This is a genomic window from Caenimonas sedimenti (assembly GCF_007833165.1).
Classification (GTDB): domain Bacteria; phylum Pseudomonadota; class Gammaproteobacteria; order Burkholderiales; family Burkholderiaceae_C; genus Ramlibacter; species Ramlibacter sedimenti.
Genome location: NZ_VOBQ01000002.1, coordinates 67227 through 88038, shown reverse-complemented (window position 1 = coordinate 88038; position 20812 = coordinate 67227). Strand labels below are relative to the sequence as shown.

General features: G+C 68.2%; 16 protein-coding genes. 4 read left to right on the top strand and 12 right to left on the bottom strand.

All coding sequences use genetic code 11. From position 1 onward, the window contains the following. Positions 1 to 2: 2 nt before the first annotated feature. The 7 genes from FN976_RS01310 to FN976_RS01280 form a co-directional block, all read right to left on the bottom strand. The gene (locus FN976_RS01310) at positions 3 to 419 is read right to left on the bottom strand and encodes a DoxX family protein (protein WP_145890202.1); all 417 of its coding nucleotides are present in this window, start codon (positions 417 to 419) and stop codon (positions 3 to 5) included. Between the two features lie 11 nt (positions 420 to 430). Further along, on the bottom strand, positions 431 to 1558 hold the full coding sequence (locus FN976_RS01305) for an ABC transporter substrate-binding protein (RefSeq protein WP_145890200.1): 1128 nt from the start codon (positions 1556 to 1558) through the stop codon (positions 431 to 433). Further along, positions 1555 to 3954: an efflux RND transporter permease subunit gene (locus FN976_RS01300; protein WP_145890197.1), complete on the bottom strand. Its 2400-nt coding sequence runs from the start codon at positions 3952 to 3954 to the stop codon at positions 1555 to 1557. Before FN976_RS01300 ends, FN976_RS01305 begins: the two co-directional genes overlap by 4 nt. After that, on the bottom strand, positions 3951 to 4889 hold the full coding sequence (locus FN976_RS01295; RefSeq protein ID WP_186510709.1) for a WD40/YVTN/BNR-like repeat-containing protein: 939 nt from the start codon (positions 4887 to 4889) through the stop codon (positions 3951 to 3953). Before FN976_RS01295 ends, FN976_RS01300 begins: the two co-directional genes overlap by 4 nt. A 121-nt stretch (positions 4890 to 5010) precedes the next feature. Beyond that, on the bottom strand, positions 5011 to 6366 hold the full coding sequence (locus FN976_RS01290) for a DUF1329 domain-containing protein (protein WP_145890193.1): 1356 nt from the start codon (positions 6364 to 6366) through the stop codon (positions 5011 to 5013). 21 nt (positions 6367 to 6387) lie between these two features. Continuing rightward, a complete protein-coding gene (locus tag FN976_RS01285; RefSeq protein WP_145890191.1) occupies positions 6388 to 8058 on the bottom strand; it encodes a DUF1302 domain-containing protein in 1671 nt (556 codons plus the stop codon). A 32-nt stretch (positions 8059 to 8090) separates the two neighbouring features. Continuing rightward, complete coding sequence (locus tag FN976_RS01280; RefSeq protein ID WP_186510708.1) at positions 8091 to 9200, bottom strand: FAD-dependent monooxygenase; 1110 nt, start codon at positions 9198 to 9200, stop codon at positions 8091 to 8093. 214 nt (positions 9201 to 9414) lie between these two features. Here FN976_RS01280 and FN976_RS01275 point away from each other — a divergent pair, with 214 nt between their 5' ends. Beyond that, a complete protein-coding gene (locus FN976_RS01275; protein ID WP_145890188.1) occupies positions 9415 to 10332 on the top strand; it encodes a LysR family transcriptional regulator in 918 nt (305 codons plus the stop codon). Positions 10333 to 10505: 173 nt separating this feature from the next. Here the strand turns inward: FN976_RS01275 and FN976_RS01270 are convergent, their stop codons facing one another. The 5 genes from FN976_RS01270 to FN976_RS01250 all read right to left on the bottom strand — a co-directional run bounded on the left by FN976_RS01270 (position 10506) and on the right by FN976_RS01250 (position 15261). Continuing rightward, the gene (locus tag FN976_RS01270; RefSeq protein ID WP_145890186.1) at positions 10506 to 10817 is read right to left on the bottom strand and encodes a hypothetical protein; all 312 of its coding nucleotides are present in this window, start codon (positions 10815 to 10817) and stop codon (positions 10506 to 10508) included. 193 nt (positions 10818 to 11010) lie between these two features. Continuing rightward, entirely contained in the window at positions 11011 to 12453 is a 1443-nt protein-coding gene (locus FN976_RS01265; protein ID WP_145890183.1) for an iron-containing redox enzyme family protein, read from the bottom strand. 95 nt (positions 12454 to 12548) lie between these two features. After that, positions 12549 to 13856: a phosphoribosylamine--glycine ligase gene (locus tag FN976_RS01260; protein WP_145890181.1), complete on the bottom strand. Its 1308-nt coding sequence runs from the start codon at positions 13854 to 13856 to the stop codon at positions 12549 to 12551. Next, complete coding sequence (locus FN976_RS01255; protein WP_145890179.1) at positions 13853 to 14806, bottom strand: methyltransferase; 954 nt, start codon at positions 14804 to 14806, stop codon at positions 13853 to 13855. The genes FN976_RS01260 and FN976_RS01255 overlap by 4 nt, the downstream gene beginning before the upstream one ends. A 221-nt stretch (positions 14807 to 15027) precedes the next feature. After that, complete coding sequence (locus tag FN976_RS01250) at positions 15028 to 15261, bottom strand: hypothetical protein (protein ID WP_145890177.1); 234 nt, start codon at positions 15259 to 15261, stop codon at positions 15028 to 15030. 180 nt (positions 15262 to 15441) lie between these two features. On the opposite strand from FN976_RS01250, the gene glgB reads away from it, so the two are divergent. From glgB to glgX, 3 genes are read left to right on the top strand one after another with little or no spacing between them, the layout of a single operon-like run. Next, positions 15442 to 17391: a 1,4-alpha-glucan branching protein GlgB gene (gene glgB, locus FN976_RS01245; protein WP_145890175.1), complete on the top strand. Its 1950-nt coding sequence runs from the start codon at positions 15442 to 15444 to the stop codon at positions 17389 to 17391. Beyond that, positions 17378 to 18670, top strand: coding sequence for a glucose-1-phosphate adenylyltransferase (gene glgC, locus FN976_RS01240; RefSeq protein WP_145890173.1), 1293 nt, complete (start codon positions 17378 to 17380; stop codon positions 18668 to 18670). The genes glgB and glgC overlap by 14 nt, the downstream gene beginning before the upstream one ends. Further along, a complete protein-coding gene (gene glgX / locus FN976_RS01235) occupies positions 18667 to 20811 on the top strand; it encodes a glycogen debranching protein GlgX (protein ID WP_145890172.1) in 2145 nt (714 codons plus the stop codon). Before glgC ends, glgX begins: the two co-directional genes overlap by 4 nt. Position 20812: the final 1 nt, after the last annotated feature.

The window sequence follows — 20812 nt, the reverse complement described above, 5'->3', positions numbered from 1 at the left end:
GGTCAGGGGGTGCGGCGCCGGGCGTCGATGCTCAGCATGCCGGGACCCAGCGCCGCCAGCAGCAGCAGGCCGCCCGCGATGCCGAGGTTCTTGAAGAAGGCTTGCTGCTGCGCCATGCGCTGCGCCGCCGCGGCAGCCCAGAAGTCGTGGAACAGCAAGCCGGCCAGCACGGTGAAAGCCGCCAGTGCCAGCGCAGCCCAGCGCGTCTTCCAGCCGGCCAGCACGGCGAGGGAAGCAAGAATTTCGAACCCGGCGGTGGCCACGGCAACCGCATCGGCGAATGGCAGGCCCTTGCTGGCGATCAGCGCCGTCACGCCCGCCAGGTTGGCCAGCTTGCCGATGCCGGCCGGCAAGAAGAGCGCCACCAGGCCGACCCGGCCGGCCAGCGCGAGTGGAGCGTCGAAGCCACGAGGTTCCATCTTGTGTTCCTTCATCGGCGGAAACGCCCGTCGGGCGTGACGATCGTCATCTCGACGAATTTCGAGCCGCGCCGGTCGTTGGCGCCGAATTGCACGCGGTAGCCGCCGGCGTCGACGGGCCGCGCTTCGAGGGCGGCCACCAGGCAGCGGCGGCTGGGTTCACGACCGCAGCGACGCAAGCCTTCGACCAGGACCCGCGCATACAGAAAGCCCTCGAGGCCCGGATAACTGGGGGCGGCTGCGCCAAGCAGGCGCCGGTAGTCCAGGGCTGCAGGCGCAGCCGCGGTGCCCGGATGCGGCACCACCTGGGACACGACGACACCTGCGAGCTCGCCCGGTGAAGCGCCTCCCGCCACCAGTTGGGCGCCGGCTTCGCTCATCACGTAGAACTGCGGCAGGCAGGCGGCCTTGCGAGCGGCGCGGATCACCGCGAGCGCGTTCTGCGCGTCGAGCGCGAGCACCAGGGCCTGCGGTCTTTGCTTGCAGACAGCTTGCGTCGCACGCGAGATGTCAGGCGCCGTGGCGCCCTGAGGAAGCTTCTCCACGGCCTGTGGCTTGAGGGCGAGACGCGTCAGCTCCACCTGGATGCCCTCGAGTCCCGCGCGGCCCAGCGCGTCGTCCTGGACGATGGCGGCGATCTCGCTGAGGCCCACCGTATCGAGTTGCAGCACCATGGCGGCCGCCTCCTCGCGCGCGCCGGCCCGCAGGTTGAAGACGCCGCGGCGCGGCGGCTCGCGCAGGACTTCCGCGCTGCTGGCGGCACCGATCAAGGGCACGCCCGACTGCTCCACCAGCAGGAGCACGGCTTCGATCGAGGCGGCACCGTGATAGCCGGTCAGGGCAATGACACCGCCCTCCAGCAAGGCTCGCGTGTTGGTGACCGCACGGTCTGGCTGGCCGGCGTCATCCCGCACCAGCAATTCCACCTCACGACCGTTCGCACCACCCGCCGCATTCGCTTGGCCCAAGCCGACGCGAAGGCCACGCTCCAGCTCCCGCCCGTAGTGCGCGAGCGGCCCTGTGAGCGGGGTCGACATGCCGACCGTGACTTTCTGCGGTGTGACGCCCGGTTCGGCAGCAAGACCCGGCAGGACGGTGGCCGCGAGCAAGGCAGCCACGCAGGCAAACGCTGGCCTCACGCAACCTCCACGAGCACGGGAGAGGACGTCGGAGCCGCAGGCCGCACCACCTGCGCCGGCTTCAGCAGGAAATGCGCCAGCGCCGGCAACAACACGAGTGCGCCCAGCATGTTCCAGAGGAACATGAACGCCAGCAGCAGGCCCATGTCGGCCTGGAACTTGATCGGGCTGGCGACCCAGGTCACGACGCCGATGGCCAGGGTCAGGCCGGTCAGCATCACCACCTTCCCCGTGAAGAGCAAAGCCCGCCCGTACGATTCGGACAGTGTCATGCCTTCGCGCATCCGGGCCAGCGTCACCGACAGGATGTAGAGCGCGTAGTCAACCCCGATGCCCACCCCGAGCGCGATCACCGGCAAGGTCGCGACTTTCACGCCCATGCCCAGCGCGACCATGAGCGCCTCCGCCAGGAACGAGGTCAGGACGAGCGGCAATACCGCGACGACCACCGCGCGCCACGACCGGAAGGTGATGAAGCACAAGAGGACGACGGCGCCGTAGACCAGGAAGAGCATCTGCCGCCAGGCATCCTTGACCACGATGTTGGTGGCGGCCTCGATGCCCGCGGAGCCCGCCGCCAGCAGGAACTGGCCATGGCGCCCGTCGTTTTCCCGGGCGAACGCCTCCACATGCGCGACCACGCGCGCCAGCGTGTCGGCCTTGTGGTCGCGCAGGTAGACGTAGACCGTCAGCAGCGAACAGGCCTCGTTGTAGAGACCCCGCGGCGCGCTGGCCGTGGCGGTGTTCAACATGTCCTGGTTCGGCACGAACTCGTACCACTTGGGGTTGCCTTCGTTCAGGCCGGAGAGCACGCGCCGGTTCAGCAAGGCCAGCGAGTTGGTGGACTCCACGCCCGGCAACTGGCGCAACTGCCATTCCAGCGCATCGACCTTGTTCAGCGTCTCGTAGCGCGAGCACTGTCCGGCAGGGGTGCGAACCATCACGGCGAGCACGTCGCTCGACGCGCCATAGGCCGCGTTGAGGAACGCCACGTCGCGGTTGTAGCGGCTGTCCGCACGCAGCTCGGGCGCGCCGGGGTCGAGGTCGCCGATCTTGAGCTGCGTGCTGACGGCGAAACCCGCGACGCCCAGCGCGCTTCCAACAATCACCGCCGTTGTCGCCCAGCGCCGCGTCGTGAAGCGATCCAGCAAAGTCCAGAGGACGTTCGGCCTGGACCCGGGCGCCTCCTCCCGCAGGCTGCGTTCCGCCGCCCGTTGGTTCACGCCCGTGTACGACAGCAGGATGGGCAGCAGGATGAGGTTGGTGAAGATCAGCACGCCGACGCCCAGCGACGCCGCGACCGCGAGTTCGCGGATGGACTGGATGTCGATCAGGAGCAGGACGGCGAAACCAACGGCGTCGGCCAGCAAGGCGGTGAGGCCCGCCAGGAACAGCCGGCGGAAGGTGAAGCGCGCAGCCACCAGCTTGTCGGCGCCGCGGCCGATGTCCTGCATGATCCCGTTCATCTTCTGCGCACCGTGGCTCATGCCGATCGCGAAGACGAGGAAGGGCACGAGGATCGAGTACGGGTCCAGCGTGAAGCCCAGTGCCGGCAGCAAGCCCAGTTGCCACACCACGGCCACCAGCGACGCGAGCACCACCAGCGCCGTGGAGCGGACGCACCGCGTATAGCCATAGACCATCGCGGTGGCGATGGCGACCGCCAGCAGGAAGAAGCCCAGGACCGCGCGGACGCCGTCGATCAGGTCGCCGACGATCTTGGCGAAGCCCGTGATGTGCAGCCGCACGCCCTCTGCTTCGTACTTGGCACGCAGGGACTCGAGCTTCCCCGAAAGGTCCCCGTAGTCGATCGGCCGGCCCTGGGCGTCCTTGGCCAGCAACGGCACGAAGATGACGGAGGAACGGGCGTCGCGGGCGACCAGCTGGCCGATCTCGCCAGACCGCGCCACGTTGGCCGCCAACTGCTGCAGGCTCGCCGCGGAGCCATCGAAGCCGTCGGGGATGACCGGGCCGCCCTCGAGGCCTTCTTCCGTCACGCCGATCCAGCGGGTGGACGGCGTCCACAGGGACTTCATCCGCACGCGATCGACACCGGGCAGCAGGAACAGCTCGTCGCTCAGGCGCCGCAGCGTGTCCAGATACTTCGGGTCGTAGATCGAACCGTCGGGCCGGGCGACGGCGATGCGTACCGCATTGCCCAGGCCGCTCAATTCGTTCTGGTGCTGCAGGAAGTTGGCGATGTACGGGTGTGCCGCCGGGATCGTCTTCTCGAAGCTGGCCCGCAGCTCCAGCCGCGAAGCCTGCCAGCCCAGGACGAGCGTGACGAATGCGCACAACGCCACCACCAACAGGCGATGGTTGAACAGGAGCCGCTCCAGCCATGAACCGGATCGCGGATCGAAGTGCGTGGGGATCGGGGTCGCGGAGGGATTCACCTGGCGCGCCCTTCCACCGGTACGACGCCAGCCAGACCGACGCCTAGCAAACCGTCACCCGCCGCGACGAGACCGGCCAGGGGCGGTAGCGGAGCCGCCGTTTTGACGGGAACAAGTGCGTCCCCTTGCAACCGCAACACGACGCCGGCCTGGTTGGCGAACAGCAACGCGCCGCCCGCAGCGAGCGTGCTGGTGATCGAGGCGGGGTGGGGGTTGGCCAGCTGCACCCAGCGCGAGCCGCCATCGCTGCTGCGCCAGGCGTTGCCGCGCAGCCCGGCGAGCACGAATTCGCCGGACCGCGGCAATTCACCGGCGAACCAGCTCCCCTTGTAGGGGCTGGCCAGCGGTTGGAACGTTGCGCCGTTGTCGGTCGAGCGCAGGATGAGCCCCTGCTCCCCTGCAACCAGCAACGTGTCTCCTGCCTTGCGCGCCAGGTAGAGATGCTGTCCCTTCTCGTTGGGCAGCCGGTCCATCCAAGGCGTCCAGGTGCGGCCGCCATCTTCGCTGGCGAAGGCGATCCCGTAGGCACCCACTGCCAGGATCTTCTGTTCGCCGAGCAGCAGCACGTCGAGGAAAGGCTTGTCCGCCCCTTCCGAAACGAGGCGCTCGGCCTCCTTGATGCGCATGGCGCTTCCCGATCGCCGGGCAGCGTCCACCGCGAGCGTCGCCGCTTGGCGGCCATCGAGCCGTCGCTGCCACGACGCCCCGCTGTCCTGCGAAGTCAGCACGATCCCGCCGTGGCCGACGGCGACCCCGCGCCCACCGTCGCCGAAACGAACTGCGGTCAGCGAGACGCTCGTCGGGACGGGTACCTGCCGCCACTGCTTGCCGCCGTCGTCGGAGAGGGCCACCACGCCGCGCTCTCCGACCGCGACCAGCCGCGTCCCGGTGGAGGCGGCGGCAAGCAGCACGGCCCGGCCGGGTTGCTGCACCATGACGGCGGGACGGTCGAGCGCGTCCCCCACAGGCGCCGCGAGAGCGCCGGTGGCCAGCCACGAAAGAGCGAGACAGAAGGCCCGGGCGATCGCCCGCGGGGAAACACCAGGCTTCATGGGATCAGCGCACGCCCTCGCCCGCCATGGCGTCAGGCGTGAAGTGGGAGTCCACCCGGCGCGGCACGACCTTGTAGTGCTGCTGGCGCTCGTTGACGACGCCACTGGCGTACCAGGCGCCGCTGATCAGGTCGTTGAAGCCCCATTGCTGCTGCGGCGTCGTCGCCGGCAGGTCGGGCATCACCACCGGATGCGACCACACGGTCTTCCAGAGCTGGCCGTTCGCGTCCCAGCGGTCCGCCAGCACGGCGACCCAGGTGTCCTCATCGATGTAGTAGCGCGAGCGCGCGGCCTGGTGGCGCTGCCCGGCCTTGAGCGCGGCCTCCAGCACCCACACGCGATGCAGTTCCCAGCGCACGTGATCCGGATTCAGGTGGTTGGCCAGCAGCAGGTCGCTGTCCTTGGCAGGCGTGTGCATGCGGTTGCTGTTGTAGGGAATCAGCATTTCGCGCTTGCCGACGATCTTCCAGTCGTGGCGGTCCGTGCGGCCCGTCAGGACGTCGACCTCGTCGAAGCTCGCGACGCCGCTGCTCGCGGGGGTGGGCGTGTCGCAGCAGGAATTGGGCAGCTTGCGCACGCGGCGCTGCCCGGTGAGGTACACCCAGGTGCTGGTCTTGTCCTGGTCCAGGTTCTGCCGGCCGACGATCGCTTCCCCGGCCCGCACCGGCGGCCCGGAGTTGACCATCCGGATCATCCAGTAGTCGCCGCCGAACTTGCCCTCCTGGCCCTGGGCGTAGTACGGCATCTGGAAGTCCCCGATCGCCTCGACTGACAGCACGCGCTGGCCGCTCGCGGTGCCGAGGTACCCGCGGAAGTCGGTCTGCCAGGCCTCGCCACGCCAGTGCAGTTCGTGGTTGGAGATGATCTCCTTGGCGGTCTTCGGGATGGGGAACGGGATACCGCCGAAGGCTCCCACCAGCTTTTCACCTTCGAGCCGCGCCGTGGTGGCGTTCTTGAACGTGTTGTCGTACACCCATTGCGGCGCGGCCGCCGTGCGATGCGTCTTGTAGACATCCACGCGGAAGCTCTGCGGATACTTCTTCAGCAGCGCCTGCGTCCCTTCCGTGAGCTTGTCCGCATGCTGCGCCATGTTGGCCGGCGTCACCGAGTACAGCGGCTTCTCGTCGGCGAACGGGTCGCCGCGCCGCCCGCCGCTCTTGAAGCCGGGCAGGGGCGTCGTGTAGCCGCCGTTCCAGGCCGGGATGGTGCCGTCCTTGTTGCCGGCGCGTTCGCCGCCCAGGGGCGTGAGTTCGGTCTTCAGCTTGGCCGCCTCTTCGGGCGTGACGGCCGCGTGTGTCGCGGCGAGGCCGGCGGCGAGCGCCGCGGCCAGCGCAATGCGGGTGCAGGATGGAATTGCCATGATGGTCTCCGTGGGAAGCTTCTAGAAGGTGGTGCGCAGGGAGAAGGTGATGAAGTTGCGGTCCTTCAGCGCCTGGCGGTATTGCGCGTTGTTGGCGTTGTCCAGCGTCGGGCCCTCGGTGCCGAGGTAGTGGACGTAGTTCAGTGCGGCCGTCCATCGGCCGAGGTACACGCCGGACAGTCCGATGTTGATGTCGCCACCCTTGTCGGCGCCGAACCCCGGGCCGACCGCGGACGATTTCCCCCACGTGTAGCCCATGCCGATGCTCGGCGTGAGATCCAGGCCGGGCACGATCTGGCGATAGGTCGGGGCATAGACCAGCCGCATCGCGGTGGCATCGCGGTCGGCGTTCGGATTGAGCATCCCGGGGTTCTTCGTGACCTTGAGGCGGCGGTTCCAGGCGATCTCGCCCAGGAAACTGGCCTCGCGTGAAATGAAGCTCGGCCCCAGGCTGGCCAGCCAGGAAAACTGCGCGTGTGCCGTTTCGCCCACGGCATAGCCTGGGTTCTTGTCGTTGTCGAAGGTGGTGCCGACACCAATGGCCGGGATCACTGACTGGCCGCTGCTCGCGAGCGGCGCATTCTTGCGGATCGAGACTTCGCCGGCCAGGCCCCATTCGTTGACGGACTTCGAGAAGCTCGCGCCGAAAGCGCGCACCCCTTCGTGATACGCCCAGCGGAAGTTGTTGCCGCTCAATGCCGGAGGCCGGCCGTTGAGGGTCGTGTAGATGTTGCTGGGCGTCGTCGCGTGGTAGCGGATGGCGTAGAAGCCGAGATCGGTGTCAATGGCATCCACGCGCCAGCGCAACTGGACGCCGCCTTGCCCGGAATCCGGGGGCTCGAGGTCGAGTCCGCGGGCGAACACGCCGGTGGGGCCGGCGTTGAGGCGCTCCGAGCCGGGTCCGAGCGTGTCGCTGCCGGACAGGTAGGCACCCACCGGCATCAGGCGGGTCTTTTCCCATTCATAGCCGACATACCCCGCGACGGAGACGTCGCTGGAGAGTTGCACCTGGGCGGACACCTTGCCGGTCGGCCGCGCGATCTCCTTGAACTGCGAGTTCGGCACGGAGAGCAGCTTCACCAGGTCGAGCGGCGCCTGGCCCCCCGCGATGCCATTCGCGCCGAAGAACAGGCTCTCGCCCCAAAGCAAGGTGTGGCGGCCGAGCCGGACCGTTGCCGGCTTCTCGCCCAGGTCGAACTTGGTGAACACGAACGCATCGAGGATCTCGGCATTTCGACCCATGAGCTCGCGTGTCTCGCCCGCGAATTCGCTTGCAGGGGTGTGGTTCGAGGTCGTCGTGGTGTTGTCCGTGGAGCGGTTGTAGACCGTGTCGTACCAGGCAGCGGCGCTGACACGCGCGCCCCACCGGGGCCCGAGGACATCGAGTTCGCTCAGCACGTCGAGCCGGTTCGACACCAGTCCTTTGCTGAAGTTGTTGTTGCCGTCGTCCTGGTTGATGTTGTTGGGGCCGACAACGCCGGTGGGGCCGAATCTCGTGCTCGAGAGCCCCGGGGCGCGATCCTTCAGGCGAAAGGCGTTGCTGTACTTGACGGTGTTGTCCCAGCGGATCCGGACATCGGGGTTGCCGGTCTCGAAGTCGAATGCGCCGGCGCCCCCGCAAGCCGCGAGGGCAGCCAGGGCGATCAGGTGGTACCGCGCTACGCGGCGAAGTTGTCGGGTGTTGCTGGACATGGTCTCCTCTCGGCTCCGGGTTGGTTCTTGGTTCAGGCAGGTTGGTGAACGAGACGCGCAAGCGCGCGCGTGATGGCAGGCAAGTCGGTGGCAGGCTCGGGCTCCGTGTCCCAGCGCGCGGCCAGCGTGGTGAGCGCGGCCACTTCGGCCACCCGATCGCGCCGGCGGCGCACGAATGCGGCTGACAATTCGTCCACACTGCCACCGCGCTCCAGCAATTCGCCCAGCACGACCGCGTCTTCGATGGCCTGCGCGGCGGACTGGCCGAAATGCGGGGGCAAGCGGTGCGCGCAGTCGCCAACGGCGAGGAGTGCCCCGCGATGCCAGTCGGCAGCCGCCACATCGGCATGGGCGTCGCGCAGGACGGCGCGCGTTTCGTTGCGCGCGCCATCGCCGAGTGCACCCAGGACACCGGCAAACCCCGCGAGCAATTCGCCCGGCCACGCCGCGGGTGCCGAGGCGTGAGGCAGCTGATGCGGCGCCGGCGCCATGCGGACGCCGACCTGGCTGGAGCTCACGGGCACGACATGCGCCTTGCGGCCATCGCGGGCGCTGGCGAGCACCGCCTCGTCCAGGCCGACCGGGCGTGACGCCAGGAAGTACGACCACGCGGGGCCCGGCCGGACCGGGGGACTCGCACCGAAGACGCGCGCACGGAGTGGCGACTCGCTGCCGCACGCCAGCACAACCAGATCCGCCCGAACGGGCGCGCTTCGGGCGAACTCGATGCTCCCGTCGGCGCCGACGTCCGTCACACGCAAGCCGCGATTCATCTGGCACCCCGCGGCGACGGCGGCCTCGCGCAAGCCCTCGTGGAAGGAACTGCGCGTGATTCCCAGCGTGGCGGGAAGCCGGGGGCCCGCCAGAGCCTCCGCTTCGATGGCGAACAGCTTGCGCCCGGCCTGGTCGAGCACGTTGGTCCGGCGAAAGGGAAAGCCTGCGCGCACGCACGCATCGCCCACACCAATGCGAACGAGGTCACGCAGCATGCTCGGCACGACCTCCACATGGGTGTCGACCTGCATGTGCTCCGGCCGCTCTTCGAAGACCTGCACACGGGCGCCGCCGCGCGCAGCCGCGAGCGCGCACGCCAGCCCGGCTACGCCGCCGCCAACGACGCCGACATGCAGACTCGCTTTCACGAACGGATCCATCGCGCCCACCGGCACGCTGACACCGCATCCGTCACCCGCAACACCTTCATCACTCGCACCCGTCTTTCAGAAGTGCCGCGAGGATAGGAATCCGTCAGCCTCTTGAAAAATGGTTTGTGTCCATCGCATGAATCGACGGCGCGAATACTTTCAGGGTTAACCCGAGGTGAACGGCGTGTGACTACGATGCGCGCACGTCGCCATGCGCTTCAACAAACTCGATCTCAACCTCCTTGTCGCCCTCGACGTGCTGCTCGCCGAAGCGAGCATCAGTCGCGCGGCGGAGCGCATGCACATGAGCCAGTCGGCCATGAGCAACGCATTGGGACGACTGCGCGAATACTTCGATGACGAACTGCTCGTGCAGGTGGGCCGGCGGATGGAGTTGACGCCGCGCGCCGAAGTGCTGAAGGACGCCGTGCACGATGTCCTGCTCCGCATCGACACCTCGGTCGCCGCACGGCCGGAGTTCATCCCTGCGACGGCCGACCGTGAATTCCGGATGTTCGTCTCCGATTTCACCTTGGCGACTTTGATGCCGCACGTGCTGACGCGCGCGCATGCCGAAGCGCCGAATGTTCGCTTCGCACTGCTGCCCCAGGTGGACGAACCCACGCGTGCCCTGGATCGCGCTGAAGTAGATTTCCTTGTGATGCCGCGTGACTACTGCGCGCCGGAGCATCCGACCGAGGAATTGTTCAAGGAGACGTTTCGCTGCGTGCTGTGGAAAGACAGCCGGCTGGCAAAGGGAGAACTCACTTTCGAGCGTTATGCGGCCGCCGGACACGTCGTGATGCAGCCGCCCGCCGGAACCCAGCCGTCGCTGGAAGCATGGTTCGTGCAGCGCTACGGACTGTCACGGCGCGTGGAAGTCACCAGCTACAGCTTTGCATCGACGCCCGCCCTGGTCGTGGGGACGGAACGGATCGCCACGGTCCATAGCCGGCTCGCCAGGCTCGCCGCACAGCATCTCCCGATTGCCGTCCGCGAGGTTCCGATCGTGATGGCGGAGATGAGCCAGGTCATTCAATGGCACCGGTACCGCACCCGGGACCCGGGCATCGTCTGGCTGCGTGGCGTGTTCCAGGCGGCCGTTCGCGACATGGACGGCGCCGGTTAGCCCGCAGAAAAAAAGCCACCCGAAGGTGGCAGGAAATTTCCAAGGAGAACGACCCCGCTGTCCACTCGTGCCGAGTGACCGTGGGCCGACGGCAATGTACCGTCCGGGGTCTCGACAGACGAATCATTCTTTTCCATGGCCGGTATTGGCCGTGTCGATTGCTGGCGCGCTTGTCAGCGGCGAGCGCGCTTGTCGCGGATCAACTGGGCGGCGGCGCAGTGGCCCTGGCCCTGCGCGGTCCTCTCGACCTCGGACTCGGCGACGAGCCCGTTCGCCACCATGTCACCGACCTGGGCGCCGCCCGTGTCGCGCAGCAGGCGCATGGTGTCGAGGTATTCCTTCACTTCCTTGCGGCAGGACAGATCGGGACCCGCCTGCGCGAGCTTGACCGCCCCGCCGGACTGCTGGGCCCACGCGGGCGCGGCGACGGTGATCGCCAGCGACAGTGCCAGGCGAGCCAGGATGAGGTTGTTGCTCTTTGCCATTGTCTTCTCCCCGTCACGCGCCACGTCGGCGCAGGCGGAATATGCAGCGCGCGGCCGGAATCCTCCGTGAGGGAATTTGCGAAATCGGCGACCTGCTCGCAACGGCGTGTAACGCCGAACGCGGTCACAAGAAATGTCCGTGGAGCAGTTCACGACCGGCGGCGCGAGTCGACCCCTCGCCCCGGCAACGGCGTTACTGCGTTCTGGACTTCCAGAACTCCCCAGTGGCATACAACCCCACCGGCGTCCAGTGTTGGGCCGGCGACATGGCGTCGACGAGGAGTTGCTCCCGGGGCCCGGCCTCCGCGCGCGCCAGCTGCGCCTTGAACAGATCCAGGTCGGGATCCAGCAACGAACCGAGGTCCGGCGCGGCCACGGCGTGCGCATTGCGCTGCAACGCGCGAAAGGTCGCGCGTCGCCGCCCGGCCGAGGGCGGCTCTTCGGTGAAAGGCGCGCCGTCAGCACTGGCCTCGCCCCGAATCCAGTCGTGGATCACCTGCAGTTCGTAGGCGGAGAAAACGCCGAACATCTCGGCCCGCTCGCCCTGCAGCAACTTCCAGAACCGGCTGCAACTCGCCGGCTCGTTGCGGCGGATCCAGCCTTGCGCTTCCAGCTCGCGCAGGAAGCCTGCCACGTTCTCCGGTGACGACAACCAGTCATTGACGCTGCGGCCCGCGACGCGGCAATAGTCGGAGTGGGCACCGGCGCCCGCGGACGACTTGGCCGCCAGGATGCGCAGCACTTCCTGCTCAGGCTCGAACGAATCGATGATGTCGACAGTGCCCAGTCCCGCATCGGCCAGCCGCGCACCCACTCGCACACGCTGCCAGAAGACGCCGCCATCGTCCAGGCGCGGCAGGGCCTCCAGCACGGCGTCGCAGGCGCGCCGGGCGTGGCCGGTGCTGCCGTTGTCCACGGTCACGTGCAGCTGGAAGTAATAAGGGTCGATGCCCAGCTCGTTCAACTCGTAGGCCGTGATGAGCAGGTGCAGCGGCAGCTGCTCGTAGCCCAGGTTGAAGCCGATGACCTCGGGCAGGAATTCCTCGGCGTTCCAGCCCAGTGCCAGCTGGATCAGGCCCTGGCGATAGTGCGTGTCGGGCAGGCCGTCGACCGGGTCCAGGCCGTACCGGGCCAGCAGGCCGCGATAGAGCACCACATGGTTCTTGTCGATCGCGCCTTCGCCGAGCTCCTCGACGTAGGTCTGCACCAGCGGTGCGAACCTCGGGTTGTTCGCGTGCCGGATCAGGCCGTAGAGCCAGGCGCCATCCACCACCTTGGTCGGCGAGATCGCGCGCAACACATGCAGCGCATGCGCGCGATTGCGGAAGAAGTGCCGGGGCCCGCCAGCGCGGCGGCCTTCGAGATAAAGCGCGTACTTGGCGTGGACGGTCTGCGCATTCGCTTCCATCCACCCCACGAGGTTCTCCGGCGATTCGGGCAGTGTGCACGGCGCGGTCCCAGCCAGCGCGATCTCCCGACGCAGGAATTGCGCGGCCTCGGCACGCGTCGCGGCATCGGGCGTGCCGGCGGCCAGGCGCCGGTAGAGCGGTTCGCACAGCGCACCGGGCGGGGGATTGAGATGGCCGGCGCGCGGAGGGCTCGCGGGGCGCTGCCATTCGTGGGATGCGATGTACATCGGCTGCTACTGCTTCTCGGAGTGATGAAGACAGTGTGAAGCCGCTCGGCTTCGGGCCGTATCAGGCAGCCGCGTCCGATGCCGTGGGTTGCTTCCTACGCATGGTCGAGCCAGCCCAGATCCTCCAGCATGCGCAGGTCATTGCTGCTCACCCGTTCGCCGATGTCGCGCCGGTAGCGCAGGTTCGGCACGACCACGCCCGCCGCGACGCGCAAGGCCTCCGCATTCGCCTGCGCCACCTCGGCGCCGAGACCCGTGGCCACGCCGACGTAGCCGCAGGAGCCGCTGGTCACCAGCTGGCCGTTCACGCTGGCGATCTCGGCGAAGTGCAGGGCCTCGCGATCGCCCGCATCGAGTTCGGGTCGCAGGCAGATCGGCATGCCCTTGGACAGTTCCTCGTAGCCATGGCGATACGGAAAAGGCGGCACCGTGAGAACGACGCCCGCCGCCCAGCCGGCGCGTGTGCGCAGCGCCAGGCTGTCACGGCGCAGCATGCGGCGCAGGATGTCTTCCCAGGGTTCGAGGTGCAGCGCCTCGCAGATGGCGAAGCCGGGGTAGCCGAAGCGGCTGGTGAACTCCAGCGGCCACAAGCCATCTTCGTTGGCGATCAGGTTGACGTTGAGGTAGCCCACATGCCCGCTCTCACGCAGCAGCGGAGCCACCGGCGCGAGCGCGGCCTGGAAGAGGCGCTCCGACCCGCGATAGCCGACGATGGTCCCCATTTCTCCCGTCAACTCCCCGAGTTCGCCCGGGAAGAAGCGCTTGTGCTCGAAGTCGATGCACTTCGCATCCAGGAAGGCCTCGCCGTTGAAGTACGCCCCCACGCCGACTTCCACTCCCTCCAGATGTTCCATCAGGATGAAGTCGGTCGGCTCGCCAGCGGGAGCCTGCGAGCGATACAGTGAAAGCAGCGCCAGCATGTCGCAGCCATCGTCCATCGTGCCGATGAAGTTTCGCGTGCGCGGATGGTCTGCACCGTTGAACTTCAGCACGTAGCGCCTCGGCCGGTCGCGCAGGAAAGCCTGGGCGGCCTCGTACCCGGTGAAACGATGCGTGCGCGCGGTCTTCAGGCCGCCCTCGCGCAGCACCTGCTGGCCGAAGTCGCGATCCGCCTCCAGGCGGTCGCCGAAGGCACTGCCGCCGATCACCTGGAAGCCGTCGCGGCGCAGCGCGTCCTGCACCTCGCCCTTGATCGCGGACTCGAACAGGACGACGCCGTCGGCGCCGGCCGCCCGCACCCAGCCCAGGTCCGCCTCCCAGTCCGCGGTGAAGTCCAGCAGGCCGGCATGCACGTCCGCGCAGGCGGGGTCCTCCACGAACACGCGGACCTCGTGGCCGCGCTTCGCGAGGCCGTGGTACATCGACGCGAGGTCGTTGGTCTCGCCGATGCCCAGGAACCTCATCGCGCCGGCCTCTGCACCACCAGCGCCACGGCGGCGATGCGTTCCGCGCCGGCGTAGGCGGGCTCTTCGAGTTCTTCGCCGAACACGTCCGGGTCGAGTTCACGCCACGACCACGGCCAGCCGCGGTCCTCCAGTGCCGGCTTCAGGGCGTCACGCAGCGGGTCTTCCCCCGCGACGATGGCGGCGCCGGTGTAGAGCACCAGCCTTCCGCCCGGCCGCAGCCGGGGCAGGCCCTCGTGCACAATCCGCTCGGACAAGGCGCCGCCCCAGGCGCCGCCACCATGGCGGTAGGTGCGCGCCGCGCCGTCGTTGAGGTAGGGCGGATTGGCGAGGATCAGGTCGAACTCGCCGGCCACGCAAGCGTAGAGATCGCCCTGCGCGAACGACACGCCTTCGACCGCGGCGAGGGTCGCGTTGGCCTTGGCGAATTCCAGCGCGGAGGCGTTGATGTCGGTGAGCATGACTTGCGGGCCCGTGGCGCGCGAGGACCAGGCGACCAGGAGGCCGCCCGCGCCCGATCCGCAGCCGACGTCGAGGATGCGGGCGCCTTGCACCAGGGCCAGCCGCTGGAGTTCAGACTCGACCAATGCCGCGAAGCGGTACGTGTCGGGCCCGAAGAAGACGGCGTCCGGCTGCGTGGTCGGGTACGCCGAATGGGCCAGCAGCAGGTCACCCAGCGTCGAGAAGCGCGCGCGGCTCGCCAGCAAGCCGTCGGGCAGCGGCACCACCAGCTGCGCGCTGCGCAAGGCCTCGAGCAGGCGGCTCGGCACCAGTCCCGGACGGAAGGGACGGCTCCAGCCGAAGGCATCCCGCAGATTCCTCGCTGCCGCCGTGGGGTCGCGGCGCAACACGCGCGCATGGGTCGCGGGCGTCGGTGTGACGAAGCGGTAGCCCTGCTGCCGCAGCCACCGGCCCGTGTCGACCAGGCTCGCGACCAGCGCGCTGCTCATTTCGTCGGGTGGGGGGCTGCGCGGGCAACCGGTTTGCCATCCCTGGGTGCGGCAGTACGCACGGCTTGCGCCTTGGTGGAAGGCGGAACCGCGGGACGCTTGACGCAGGAACGGGGCACGGACAAAAGAAAGCAACCGAGGCTCATGCCGGCAGGATCACCCCATGCACGTACCGGCCGTGTCAGCCTGCGCCCCGTTCCGGGGAAAGACGGAAGAAGCGCTCAGTTGCCGCGCTGCGGTCCGGGCTTCGGGGAGACGGACCCGCTGTTGCGCGCCGGCGCCTTGATCGACACGTACCTGCGCTCCAGCCCCGACGAACAGGTCTCTTCCGCTGGCGATTGGCTGGGCTGCCGCGGCGGGTGGTTGATCGCACCCGCGCGCGTGCGGCGATTGCCGGTGCCGCCCTCCCACTCGAAGTGATCGATTCGGCCGATGGATTCTGGAGAGCTGTTCACGGGAGACATGCCAGAAATATCGGGTGCGTTTCGCCGTCGCGGTGTAGGACGGGAGCTACAGAGTTGCTCCACGGCCGGCCAGCCAGCCCGACGTAGGAATCCACGGACGCCGGGTGACGGCGGATGCGCCACCCTTTCCCGCTGAGGCTCCTCAAAATTCCGGGCTTACGGACGAGGGCCATGAAAAACATACTTCCGCCGGAAGCGCAACGACCGTCGCCCGCCGCGGAGCATCGGGCCGCCGCGCCCGCCGTGCACCAAACCAGCCACCACCATCGCCAGTTCGAAGTGATGGGCGCGCACGCCTCGCCGCAGGGCACCACCTTCACCGTGTGGGCACCCAACGCGCGCTTTGTCGGCGTCATCGGCGCATTCAACCAATGGCACTGCGAACCCATGCACCGGCTCGACGACGGCAGCGGTCGCTGGAGCACGTTCATCGCGGGCGCGCGGCCCGGCCAGTGCTACAAGTACCGCATCCAGACGGCGCAAGGCCAGTGGATCGACAAGGCCGACCCGTATGCCTTCCGTTGCGAGCATCCACCCGGCACCGCCTCGCAAATCTGGGACCTCGGCCACGAGTGGGGCGACCAGGCCTGGATGGCCACGCGGCAGCAGCGCCAGGGGCACGACCGCCCGATCAGCATCTACGAGGTGCACCTCGGGTCGTGGCAGCGCGAGGAGGATGGCCGCTTCCTGAACTACCGGGATCTCGCCCTGCGCCTGGCCGCGCACTGCGAGAACATGGGCTTCACGCACGTCGAGTTGCTGCCGGTCGCCGAGCATCCGTTCTACGGATCGTGGGGTTACCAGGTCACCGGCTATTTCGCGCCGACGGCCCGCTACGGCACGCCGCAGGACCTGATGGTGCTGGTCGACACGCTGCACCAGCGCGGCATCGGCGTCATCCTCGACTGGGTCGCTTCGCACTTCCCCGCCGACCCGCACGCGCTCGCTCGCTTCGACGGCACGGCGCTCTACGAGCATGAGGATCCACGCCTGGGTTTCCACCCGCAGTGGAACAGCCTGATCTTCAACTACGGCCGCTACGAAGTCCGCGACTTCCTGATCAGCAACGCCCTCTTCTGGCTGGAGAAGTACCACTTCGACGGCCTGCGCGTGGACGCGGTCGCCTCGATGCTGTATCTCGATTTCGCGCGGGAGCCCGGCCAGTGGATCCCCAACGCGCATGGCGGCAACCAGAACCACGACGCGGTGCGCTTCCTGCAGGACCTGAACACCACGGTGTACGCGCACTTCCCGGACGTCCACGTGATCGCCGAGGAGTCCACCGCCTGGCCGGCCGTCTCGCGTCCGGTGCACCACGGGGGGCTCGGGTTCGGCATGAAGTGGAACATGGGCTGGATGAACGACACGCTGCGCTACATGGCGCGGCCGCACTTCTATCGCAAGTGGCACGCCGACGACATCCGGTTCTCCGCCGTCTACGCCTTCAACGAGAACTTCGTCCTGCCGCTCTCGCACGACGAGGTGGTCTATGGCAAGGGCAGCCTGCTGCAGCGCCAGCCCGGCGACGACTGGCAGCGCTTCGCCGGCCTGCGCAACCTGTACGGCTACATGTGGGCGCACCCCGGCAAGAAGCTGCTCTTCATGGGCGGCGAGTTCGGCCAAGCCGAGGAATGGCACCACGAGCGCACGCTCGACTGGCACCTGTGGGCCCGCGCCGGGCATGGCGGGCTGGCGCGCTGGCTCGCCGACCTGAATGGGGCGTACCGCACCATGCCGGCCCTGCATCGCCGGGACTTCCATGCGGACGGCTTCGCCTGGCTGCCGGCCGAGCCGAACGACGGCACGGTGCTGGGCATCCTGCGCCGCGGCGCAGAAGGGGACGCACCGGTTGCGGCCTTCTGCAACATGACGCCGCAGCCGCACCGCGTGCGCGTCGCGCTGCCGCACGCGGGCGACTGGCACGAGTTCCTCAACAGCGATGCCACCTTCTACGGCGGCAGCGGCACCGGCAACCTCGGCCGAATCCAGGCCACACCCCACGCCCTGGCGGGCTGGCCCGCCAGCGCCACCGTCACCGTGCCGCCCCTGGGCACGGTGATGTTCACCCCATCAGAACCCACACCAACATCCATCCAGGGAGAAGTTCATGCCCGCCAATAGAAACGTCCTCGCCTTCGTCATGGCCGGTGGAGAAGGCTCCCGCCTGCATCCGCTCACCGCTGAACGCTGCAAGCCCGCCGTGCCCTTCAACGGCAAGCACCGCATCGTCGACTTCGTGCTGTCGAACCTCGTCAACTCGGAGATCTATTCGATCTACCTGCTGGTGCAGTACAAGTCGCAGTCGCTGATCGAGCACGTGCGGCAGTCATGGACCATGGCGCGCTTCATCCCCCAGCACTTCATCACCGTCGTGCCGCCGCAGATGCGCCGCGGGCCCGAGTGGTTCCAGGGCACCGCCGACGCCGTGTTCCAGAACATCCACCTGATCGAGAGCATCCAGCCGGACATCGTGGCGGTGTTCGGCGCCGACCACATCTACCGCATGGACGTCCGGCAGATGATCGAGTTCCACGTGAAGACCGGCGCCCAGGCCAGCGTGGCGACCCTGCCCGTGCCGCTGCACGAATGCGACCAGTTCGGCATCGTGGAGATCGACGAGAACCATCGCATCACCCAGTTCCGCGAGAAGCCGAAGGACGCGAAGCCGATGCCGGGCAGCAGCACCCATGCGCTGGCCTCGATGGGCAACTACATCTTCAATGCCGACGTCCTGCTGGAGCAGCTGCACAAGATGCACGAGTCTGGCGACAGCGACTTCGGCAAGCACATCCTGCCGTCGATGGTGACGAGCCACAAGCTGGTGGCCTACGACTTCGCGACCAACGTGATCCCGGGCACCGAGCCCTACGAGGAGCCGTACTACTGGCGCGACGTTGGCACCATCGACTCGTACTTCCAGGCGCACTTCGACACGCTGGGGGCGATGCCGAAATTCCGCATGACCAATCGCCACTGGCCCATCTACGCCAGCCCGGACCAGGCCGAATCGGCGCAGATCGAGAACGGGGTGATCAACCGCTCCATCGTGGGCTCCGGCAGCATCGTCGACGGCGCCACGCTGGACCACGCCATGCTGCGCCGCTCGGTGCTGGTGGAGCCCGGCGCGAAGCTGGAGCACTGCATCATCATGGAACGCTCGCGCATCGGCCGCGGCGCCCAGGTGCGCCGCTGCATCATCGACCAGGACAACGACATCCCGCCTGGCGAGCGCATCGGTTTCGACGCGGAGCAGGACGCCAGTCGCTTCCAGGTCACGCCCTCGGGCATCGTGGTCGTGCCAGCGGGCCACTTCCCGCGGCGCGCCAGCGGCAACTCGCCGTATCTCGCGCCGCCGGAGCCGGGCACCGTCGGGCAACCGCGGATGGAGGTGCTTGCATGACGGCGCAAGCCGTCGCCAAGCCCCCTGTCCGCCGCGACACGCAACAGCTCCAGCCGGGCCGCCCCTGGCCACTGGGCGCGACCGTGCGGGACGGCGGCGTCAATTTCGCCGTCTATGCCTGCGGTGTCCAGCGGGTCGAGATCTGCCTCTACGACACGGGCGGCACACGCGAGCTGCGGCGCATCGCACTGCGCGAACGCACCGATGACGTGTGGCACGGTTTCCTGCCCGGGCTGCAGCCCGGCGCGCTGTATGGGCTGCGCGTGCATGGACCTTACGACCCGCAGCAGGGCTGGCGCTGCAACCCGCACAAGCTGCTGCTCGATCCCTACGCGCGGGCCCTGGACCGGCCGCTGCGCGGCGCGGCCTGGCAATACGCCTACAAGCTGGGGCACGACAGGCGCGACCTGCAGATCGACCCGGCCGACAACGGCACCCGTGCGGCGAAGTGCGTCGTCGTCGATTCCACGTTCGACTGGGGCGATGATCGCGCGCCGCAAACCCCGATGGCGGACAGCGTCTTCTATGAAGTGCACGTGCGCGGCTTCACCCGGCAGATGCCGGACGTGCCGGAGGCGCTGCGTGGCACCTTCGCCGGGCTGGCGAGCGAACCGGCCATCGCCCACCTGAAGAAGCTCGGCGTGACAGCCGTCGAGCTGCTGCCGGTGCATGCCTTCAACGACGAGCGGCGGCTGGTCGAGCTCGGGCTCGGCAACTACTGGGGCTACAACACGATCGGCTTCTTCGCACCGGAGCCGCGCTACCTGAGCGGCCGGGATCCCAATGAATTCAAGCGAATGGTCCGTGCGTTGCATGCAGCCGGGCTGGAGGTGATCCTCGACGTGGTCTACAACCACACCTGCGAAGGGAACCACCTGGGGCCGACGCTTTCCTTCAAGGGCATCGACAACCGCAGCTACTACCGCCTGACCGAGGACCAGCGGCACTACATGGATTTCACCGGCACCGGCAACACCGTGAACACGAGCCATCCGGCGGTGCTGCGGCTGGTCATGGACAGCCTGCGTTACTGGGTCGAGGAGATGCACGTGGACGGCTTCCGCTTCGACCTGGCGCCGGCCATCGCGCGCAGTGGCCAGGGTGCATTCGAGCATCGCAGCCCCTTCCTGTCCGCGGTGGCGCAGGACCCCGTCCTGCGCCGCGTCAAGCTGATCGCGGAGCCCTGGGACCTCGGCGACTACGGCTACCAGGTCGGCGGTTTCCCGACCGGCTGGTTCGAATGGAACGGGCAGTACCGCGACCGCGTGCGCGACTACTGGCGCGGCACAGAAGGCAGCCTGCCCGATTTCGCGGCGGCCCTGTGCGGCTCGGCCGACATCTACGAGCAGTCCGGCCGCGGGCCGCAGGCGAGCGTCAACATCATCACCGTGCATGACGGCTTCACGCTGCACGACCTGGTGAGCTACAACGAGAAGCACAACGACGCCAACGCCGAAGAGAACCGGGACGGCGAAAGCCACAACCGCAGCTGGAACTGCGGCGCCGAGGGCGAGACCGACGACGAAGCGGTGCTCGCGCTGCGGGAACGGCAGAAGCGGAACTTCCTCACCACCCTGTTCGCCTCGCGCGGCGTGCCGCTGCTGCTCGGCGGCGACGAGATGAGCCGCACGCAGGGCGGCAACAACAACGCCTATTGCCAGGACAACGCGATCAGCTGGTTCGACTGGAGTGAGGAACGCCGCGGCGACCCGCTGATCGCCTTCACGCAGTCCCTCGCCGTGCTGCGCCGCGAATTGGCCGTGTTGCGCGGAAGCGCCTGGCTGAACGGCGAGCCCGACGCCGACGGGCGGCGCGACGCCGGCTGGTACAGCGTTTGGGGCCTGCCGATGACCGAGGAGGAATGGACCAACCCCGCGGTGCGGTGCGTGGCCATCGTGCTCGATGCGCGTTTCGCGGGCGCGCCGGGCAGCAGTTCCGTCCTGCTGGTGTTCAACGCCACCAGCGAAGCAGCGACGTTCACGCTGCCCGACGTTCCCGGCCACACCGGGGACTGGAAGCTGCGCGTGCTGACCAGCGAAGGCTGCTTCGACGAAAAAGGCGCCGCCGGCTATGCGCCGCAGGCCCACCTCGAACTGCCTTCGCACTGCATGGCGCTGCTGACGCAGCAACCGGAGGCCTGAC